The 7,300-nt window shown below is 67.4% G+C and carries 7 protein-coding genes; 2 read left to right on the forward strand and 5 right to left on the reverse strand.

The window, feature by feature from the left end; genetic code table 11:
- Positions 1–163: 163 nt before the first annotated feature.
- Both ACFHNC_RS24320 and ACFHNC_RS24325 read left to right on the forward strand, forming a co-directional pair.
- A complete protein-coding gene (locus tag ACFHNC_RS24320; RefSeq protein WP_437171827.1) occupies positions 164–1,555 on the forward strand; it encodes a leucyl aminopeptidase family protein in 1,392 nt (463 codons plus the stop codon).
- Between the two features lie 172 nt (positions 1,556–1,727).
- Entirely contained in the window at positions 1,728–2,111 is a 384-nt protein-coding gene (locus tag ACFHNC_RS24325) for a MarR family transcriptional regulator (RefSeq protein WP_304814287.1), read from the forward strand.
- 12 nt (positions 2,112–2,123) lie between these two features.
- Here ACFHNC_RS24325 and ACFHNC_RS24330 read toward each other — a convergent pair whose 3' ends face one another.
- The 5 genes from ACFHNC_RS24330 to ACFHNC_RS24350 are packed head-to-tail and all read right to left on the reverse strand — an operon-like array spanning position 2,124 to position 7,282.
- Entirely contained in the window at positions 2,124–3,056 is a 933-nt protein-coding gene (locus ACFHNC_RS24330; RefSeq protein ID WP_437171828.1) for a 2-hydroxyacid dehydrogenase, read from the reverse strand.
- Positions 3,056–3,529, reverse strand: coding sequence for a hypothetical protein (locus ACFHNC_RS24335; protein WP_437171829.1), 474 nt, complete (start codon positions 3,527–3,529; stop codon positions 3,056–3,058). The genes ACFHNC_RS24330 and ACFHNC_RS24335 overlap by 1 nt, the downstream gene beginning before the upstream one ends.
- Positions 3,526–5,139: an ABC transporter ATP-binding protein gene (locus tag ACFHNC_RS24340; protein WP_437171830.1), complete on the reverse strand. Its 1,614-nt coding sequence runs from the start codon at positions 5,137–5,139 to the stop codon at positions 3,526–3,528. Before ACFHNC_RS24340 ends, ACFHNC_RS24335 begins: the two co-directional genes overlap by 4 nt.
- On the reverse strand, positions 5,136–6,173 hold the full coding sequence (locus ACFHNC_RS24345) for an ABC transporter permease (RefSeq protein WP_437171831.1): 1,038 nt from the start codon (positions 6,171–6,173) through the stop codon (positions 5,136–5,138). Before ACFHNC_RS24345 ends, ACFHNC_RS24340 begins: the two co-directional genes overlap by 4 nt.
- Entirely contained in the window at positions 6,170–7,282 is a 1,113-nt protein-coding gene (locus ACFHNC_RS24350) for a microcin C ABC transporter permease YejB (RefSeq protein WP_437171832.1), read from the reverse strand. Before ACFHNC_RS24350 ends, ACFHNC_RS24345 begins: the two co-directional genes overlap by 4 nt.
- Positions 7,283–7,300: the final 18 nt, after the last annotated feature.

The raw sequence follows: 7,300 nt of genomic DNA on the forward strand, positions 1-7,300 counted from the left end.
CACCGGCTGCGCCGCGCCGAAAGCACCAGCGCCCGGCCAGATCACGCGTGCTGAAACAATTGGTCTTACATCCCCTGGTTGTTATTCGTTACCATGCTAGCCTTCTCGTTGCAGGATGTGCGGCGTGGTCCCGCTTTCACCCCGCCGCACCGGAGTCGTCCCGATGGATTGCCTGACCCACGCCAGCGATTCCACCCTGCCGCTCCGGGCCGTGCATCCGGGCGGGCTGGACGCGCTGCGGGCGAGCCTGCCGCCGGCCAGCGCCGCCTGGCTGCGCGCCAGCGGCTTCGCCGCCAAGGCACAGGACTGGCGGTTGCTGCCGGGCGAGGCGGGGCTGGCCGGTGCGGTGCTCGGGCTGGGCGAAGATGCGGCAGCCGCCGCCAGCCCCTGGGCCTTCGGCGCGCTGCCCTTCGCCCTGCCTGAAGGCACCGACTGGCGCATCGAAGGGGCGCCGGATGCGGCGGCCGCGACGCTCGGCTGGTGCCTGGGCGCCTACCGCTTCGCCGGGCTGAAGACAAAGCCGCAGCGCCGCGCCGCGCGGCTGGTGCCGGCCCCGGGGACGGAGGCCGCGCAGCAGCAGGCGGCCGCGATCTGGACCGGGCGGGACCTGGTGAACCAGCCGGCCAACCACCTCGGCCCCGAACAATTGGCCGAGGCAGTGCGCCGCCTGGCCGCGGCGCATGGCGCGGGCTTCGAGGATGTGTCCGGCCCGGCGCTGGAACAGGGTTTCCCGGCCATTGCCGCCGTCGGCCAGGGCAGCCCCCGCGCGCCGCATGTCGCAATCCTGCGCTGGGAAGGCTCGGCGGACGGGCCGCTGGTGGCGCTTTGCGGCAAGGGAGTGTGCTTCGACACCGGTGGGCTGGATCTGAAGCCGGCCGCCGGCATGCTGCGCATGAAAAAAGACATGGGCGGCGCGGCGGCGATGATCGCGCTAGCGGACATGCTGATGCGCGCCCGCACGCCGATTCGCCTGCTGCTGCTGGTCGGCGCGGTGGAGAACAGCGTCTCCGGCACCGCCTTCCGGCCGATGGACGTGATCCGCACCCGCAAGGGGCTGACCGTGGAAATCGGCAACACGGATGCGGAAGGCCGCCTGGTGCTGGCGGATCTGCTGGCCTTCGCGGGGGAACAGAAGCCGGACCTGCTGCTGGACGCGGCGACGCTGACCGGCGCGGCACGCGTGGCGCTGGGGCCGGATCTGCCGGCCCTGTTTTCCAATGATGCAGAGCTCGCACATAGTATTCTTGCTGCCGGTACAGCAGTCGATGATGAAGTCTGGCAATTGCCGCTCATAAAAAATTACGTTTCTTGGCTGGACAGTCCGGTTGCTGATATCAACAACGTCAGTTCCAAGCCCATGGCGGGATCCGTGGTTGCCGCGTTGTTTCTGCAACATTTTATACCAAGCGGAAGCCGTTGGGCACATCTGGATGTCTACGCATGGAACGACCAGACACGGCCCGGACGGCCCGAGGGGGGCGAGGTCCAGTCGGCTCGTGCCCTGTTACGCGCCGTCACCAATTTGGTTTCACTTCATCAGCCCCCAGGACGGTAACGAATTTGAGATGAAACGGGAACTTTCTGGCTCGCGGCGCTCTCAGACGAGGACGTCGGAACAAGACCTTTCGCAAAGCGGGCCGAAAGGGAGGCGCGGCGCGAGCCGCGCCGGCGCCACGGTGAAACCGACACAGGCCAGCCGCAAGCGTGACGCAGAAGGAATGGACAATATGGCCAATCAAGCGAATTCAGATCAGCTCGTCGGCATTCTCCGCGACACCGTAGTGGCACTCGTGCGCCGCGACGGACCGGACCTGTCGGCCCGACAGCTCGGCGTCTTCCTGACCGTCTATCTGACGGATGGGCCGCATACGGTACGCGGGCTGGCGGCGGAGCTGAATGTCTCCAAGCCCGCCATCACCCGCGCCCTGGACCGGCTGGGTGAGCTGGACCTGGCCCGCCGCAAGGTGGACCCGATGGACCGCCGCAGCGTGCTGGTCCAGCGCACCCTGAAGGGCGCCGCCTTCCTGCGCGACATGCGCAGCATCATGACCGTGGCCGAACAGACGGCGCAGGACACGGTGGTACCCGAGGAAGCCCGCAAGGCGGGCTGACCCGGTGCCGGCTCAGTAGCCGGCGGTGAAGTCGACCAGGTTCAGCAGCGACTGGCCGGCGCGGGCACGGTGGAGATTCTCCACCACCTGCGGCGCGGCACTTTCCGGGATGGTGATGCTGGCGGCATGCGGCGTCATCACCACGCGGGGATGCGCCCAATAGGGGTGCGCCTCTGGCAGCGGTTCCGGGCTGAACACATCGAGCGCCGCGGCGGCCACCTGCCCGCTGTCCAACGCCGCCAGCAGGTCCGCATCAACCACATGCCCGCCCCGGGCACCGTTGATGAGGAAGGCGCCGCGCGGCAACAGGCCGAGCAGCCGGGCATCGATGATCCCGCGCGTCTCCGGCGTCAGCGGCAGCAGGCAGACCAGCATGCGGGACCGCGCGGCCATGGCCGCCAGGCCCTCCGCACCATGGAAGGTCTCCACCCCCGCCATCTGCTTCGGCCGGCGCGACCAGCCGAGCACGGGAAAACCCAGGCGGCGCAGCAGCCCGGCCGCATGGGTGCCAAGCTCGCCCAGGCCGAGGAAGCCGATGCCGGTTTCCGCCGTCACCGGCGCCGGCAGTTCCTCCCAGATGCGGGAATGCTGCTGGCTGCGGTAGTCCAGATCCTGGCGGTGGAAGCGCAGCACGTTCAGCAGCACCCATTCGCCCATCTGCGTGGTCAGCATCCGGTCCACCAGCCGCGCCACCGGAATGCCGGGCGGCGGGCCGGGCGGCCGCAGCAGATGGTCCACGCCGGCCCCCATGGAGACGATGAGGCGGAGGTTCGGGTAGCGCCGCAGCTCCGCCATGTCATGCGCGGTCCAGACCACCGCGGCCTCGATCGCGGCCGGGTCGCCAGCATCAGGGAACAGGCGGATTTCCAGCGTGGGGTCCACCGCCAGCAGGGCGGCGCGCCACATCTCCATCGTCGCCGGCTTGGTCGAGAGCAGTACGGCCATCAGGCGTCATTCCCCTTGGTTTCGGGCCCCTTGGTTTCGCGATAGACAAGCCGGGCGAAGGCGCGCCAATCATCACGGCGCGCGGCAGCGAACTTCCGACCATCCGGCAATTCGGCATGCAGCGTCAGCACGCCCTTGGCCCAGAGCCCGTCGAAATGGTCCTCGGATTGCAGCGCCCAGAAGCTGGCGCGCTCGAAGACGCCATCGCGGATCTTTGGCTGCACCTTGGCCAGCCACCACCAGCAACCCGCCGCCAGGATCGCCGCGCCCAGATAGAAATGGATCAGCGCCGTGGCGGCGAAGGAGAACACCAGGATGCCGGCCGCAGGCCAGATGTTCTCGCCATGCCGGTAAACGGGGCTGCCGGGGGAGTTCATCTTGCGGATATGCACGCCGAGCTTCACCTGCTGCGCATCCAGCAGGCTCCGCAGCCGTTCCAGCGGCGGCAGCACCGCATCCTCCGCCTCGCTCATGTCCGAACCGTACCCTCGCTGCCGGCGGTGGTCAGGTCGAAGGCCGCCGCCATCAGGGCGCGGGTGTAGGGTTGTTGCGGCGTCTCGACAACCGCCTGCGCCTCCCCTTCCTCCACCACCCGGCCGTCCTTCAGGACGATGATGCGGTGCGCCAGGGCGCGCACCACGCGCAGGTCGTGGGAGATGAACAGGTAAGCCAGGCGATGCCGGGTCTGCAGGTCGCGCAGCAGATCGACCACCTGCGCCTGTACCGAGACATCCAGCGCGCTGGTCGGCTCATCCAGCACCACCAGCCGCGGCTTCAGCACCAAGGCGCGGGCGATGGCGATGCGCTGGCGCTGGCCGCCGCTGAATTCATGCGGGTAGCGGGCGAGCATGGTGGCATCCAGCCCCACCTCCTCCAGCGCCGCCGCGACGCGTTTCTCCGATTCGGCGGTGGAGAGGTTTTCATGCACGCGCAGGCCCTCGCCGACGATCTCCGCCACCGTCATGCGCGGGGACAGGCTGCCATAGGGGTCCTGAAAGACAATCTGCATGCGCCGGCGCAGCGGCCGCAGGGCGGCGCGGGACAGGGAATGGATCGGCGCGCCCTCGAAGCTGATCGGGCCCTCGCTGGTCTCCAGCCGCAGCAGCGCCAGGCCGAGGGTGGTCTTGCCGCTGCCGGATTCGCCGACGAGGCCGACCGTCTCGCCTTCGCGGATCGCGACGGTCACGCCATCCACCGCCTTCACCAGTCCCACGGTGCGGCGCAGGATGCCGCGCTTGATGGGGAAGTGAACCTTTATCTGACTGCCGTGGAGAAGTTCCTGGGCGTCCGGTGCCACGGGCTGGGGGCGGCCGCGTGGTTCGGTCGCCAGCAGCATCCTAGTGTAGTCGTGCTGCGGATTACCAAAAACCTCCGCCACCGTGCCGGCCTCCACCGCCTGGCCGTGGCGCATCACGACCACGCGGTCGGCATGGCGGCGGACGATGGCGAGGTCATGGGTGATCAGCAGCACCGCCATGTTCAGGCGCCGCTTGAGGTCGGCCAGCAATTCCAGGATCTGCGCCTGGATGGTGACGTCCAGCGCCGTGGTGGGTTCATCCGCGATCAGCAGCGCCGGGTCATTGGCCAGCGCCACCGCGATCATCACACGCTGCCGCTGGCCGCCGGAAAGCTGGTGCGGATAGGCGTTCAGCCGCGCCTCCGCCTGCGGGAAGCCAGCGCGGGTCAGCAATTCCACGACGCGCAGGCGCAGCGCCTCACCGTTCAGGCTGCGATGCAGCGTCACCGCCTCCGACACCTGGCGGCCCACCGAGTGCAGCGGGTTCAGGGACGTCATCGGTTCCTGGAACACCATGCCGGCGATGCCGCCGCGCAGCCGGCGGAGATCCTCGCCCTGCGCCGTCAGCACATCCGTGCCGTCCAGCGTGATGCGGCCCTGCGGATTGTGCCCGGCACCCGCCAGCAGCCGCAGGCAGGACAGAGCGATGACGGATTTGCCGCTGCCACTTTCGCCGACCAGCGCCACCGTCTCCCCCCGCTGCACGGTGAAGGAGACACCGTGGACCACGGTCTTCGCCCCGAAGGCGACGGACAGGTCCTGCACATCCAGCAAGGGCTGTGTCACTTCCCGCCCCCCGGCAGTTTGCGCGGATCGAAGGCATCGCGCACCGCCTCACCCACGAAGATCAGCAAGGTCAGCATGCCGCCGAGCACGAAGAAGCCGGTCATCGCCAGCCAGGGCGCCTGCAGATTGTTCTTCCCCTGGTTCACCAGCTCCCCGAGCGAGGGTGAACCAGGCGGCAGGCCAAACCCGAGAAAGTCCAGGCTCGCCAGCACCGTCACCGACCCCGAGAGAATGAACGGCAGAAAGGTCAGCGTCGCGACCATCGCGTTCGGCAGGATGTGCCGCATCATCAGCGCCGTATCCGAAACCCCGAGCGCCCGCGCCGCCCGCACATAATCCAGGTTGCGCCCACGCAGGAATTCCGCGCGCACCACGCCAGTCAGCGACATCCAGGAGAACAGCAGAAGGAAAACCAGCAGGGTGATGAAGGTCGGCTCGATGACGCTGGCCAGGATGATCAGCAGATAAAGCTGCGGCATGCCGGACCAGATCTCGATGAATCGCTGGAAGCCGAGATCGACCCAGCCACCGTAATACCCCTGCACCGCCCCCGCGGCGATGCCGACCAGCGAACTGACGATGGTCAGCGAAAAGCCGAACAGCACGGACAGACGGAACCCGTAGATCACCCGCGCCAATACGTCCCGGCTCTGGTCATCCGTACCCAGCCAGTTCTGCGCGGAAGGCGGCGCCGGGGAAGGCTGACCCACATCGCGCACCACGGAATTGTGGCGGTAGGGCACCAGCGGCCAGATCGCCCAGCCACCACGCTCCGCGAATTCCGCGCGCAGCGACGGCTCGTGCCAATCCATGGTGATGGGCAGGCCATCCGGCAGCACATCGCTTTCCGCGTAGCCGCCTACCACCGCCGGAAACAGCCAGCGATCATCGATCCGTGCCACCAGCGGCTTGTCGTTCGCCAGCAGCTCCGCGAACAGCGTCAGCACGAACAGCACGAGGAAGATCCACATGGACCAGTAGCCGCGCCGGTTCGCCTTGAAATTCGCAATGCGCCGCAGCGTAATCGGCGTCATCGGCGCGCCTCGAAGTCGATGCGCGGATCGACCACCGTGTACATCACATCGCCAATGATCTGCAGGATCAGCCCCATCAGCGTGAAGATGTACAGCGTGCCGAACATGATCGGATAATCGCGCCGGATCGCCGCCTCGAACCCCAGCAGCCCCAACCCATCCAGGCTGAACACGATTTCCACCAGCAGCGCGCCCGTGAACAGGATGCCGATGAAGGCGGCCGGAAAACCCGCGATGATCAGCAGCATCGCATTGCGGAACACATGCCCATACAGGATGCGCGTTTCTGAATTGCCCTTGGCCCGGGCAGTGACGACATACTGCTTGCCGATCTCATCGAGGAACGCATTCTTGGTCAGCATCGTCAGCCCGGCAAACCCGCCGATCACCAGCGCCAGCGTCGGCAAGGCCATGTGCCAGGCATAATCCAGCGCCCGCTGCCAGAACGGCCACATCTCGCTGCCCGAACTCGCCAGGCCCCGCAACGGAAACCATTGCAGAAACGACCCGCCGGCGAAAAACACCACCAGCAGGATCGCGAACAGAAACCCCGGAATCGCATACCCCACCAGCACCACGCCACTGGTCCAGATATCGAACCGCGTGCCGTCCTTCACCGCCTTGCGAATGCCGAGCGGGATCGACACCAGATAGATGATCAGCGTCGACCACAGGCCAAGCGAGATCGAGACCGGCATCTTTTCGACGATCAGATCCACCACCGGCCGATCCTGAAACAGGCTGCGGCCGAAATCGAAGGTGAGATAGCCCCACATCATCTCGCCAAACCGCACATGCGCCGGCTTGTCGAAACCAAAGATCCGTTCGATCTCCGCGACGATCGCCGGGTCCAACCCCCGCGCCCCGCGATAAGTGCCAACCGGCCCCTCACCCCCGCCACCACCCATGCCAGCGCCACCCGGCGCCCGTGTCTCCCCCGGCCCCTCCCCGGTCAAACGGCCGAGCGTCTGCCCCTCACCGCGCAACTCGGCGAGCATCTGCTCCACCGGCCCACCCGGCGCGAACTGCACGACCGCGAAATTGATGAGGATGATGCCAAGCAGGGTCGGCACCACGAGCAGAAGCCTGCGGAAGATGTAGGCGGCCATGGGGTTGCGCTATGCGGC

The sequence above is a fragment of the Falsiroseomonas sp. E2-1-a4 genome (assembly GCF_051433165.1).
GTDB lineage: Bacteria > Pseudomonadota > Alphaproteobacteria > Acetobacterales > Acetobacteraceae > Falsiroseomonas.

What these genes read in the sequence shown, in the direction of transcription:
- ACFHNC_RS24335 (WP_437171829.1), bottom strand. Translation starts at nt 3,529, where the DNA reads ATGAGCGAGGCGGAGGATGCGGTGCTGCCGCCGCTGGAACGGCTGCGG.
- ACFHNC_RS24325 (WP_304814287.1), top strand. Translation starts at nt 1,728, where the DNA reads ATGGCCAATCAAGCGAATTCAGATCAGCTCGTCGGCATTCTCCGCGAC.
- ACFHNC_RS24350 (WP_437171832.1), bottom strand. Translation starts at nt 7,282, where the DNA reads ATGGCCGCCTACATCTTCCGCAGGCTTCTGCTCGTGGTGCCGACCCTG.
- ACFHNC_RS24345 (WP_437171831.1), bottom strand. Translation starts at nt 6,173, where the DNA reads ATGACGCCGATTACGCTGCGGCGCATTGCGAATTTCAAGGCGAACCGG.
- ACFHNC_RS24330 (WP_437171828.1), bottom strand. Translation starts at nt 3,056, where the DNA reads ATGGCCGTACTGCTCTCGACCAAGCCGGCGACGATGGAGATGTGGCGC.
- ACFHNC_RS24320 (WP_437171827.1), top strand. Translation starts at nt 164, where the DNA reads ATGGATTGCCTGACCCACGCCAGCGATTCCACCCTGCCGCTCCGGGCC.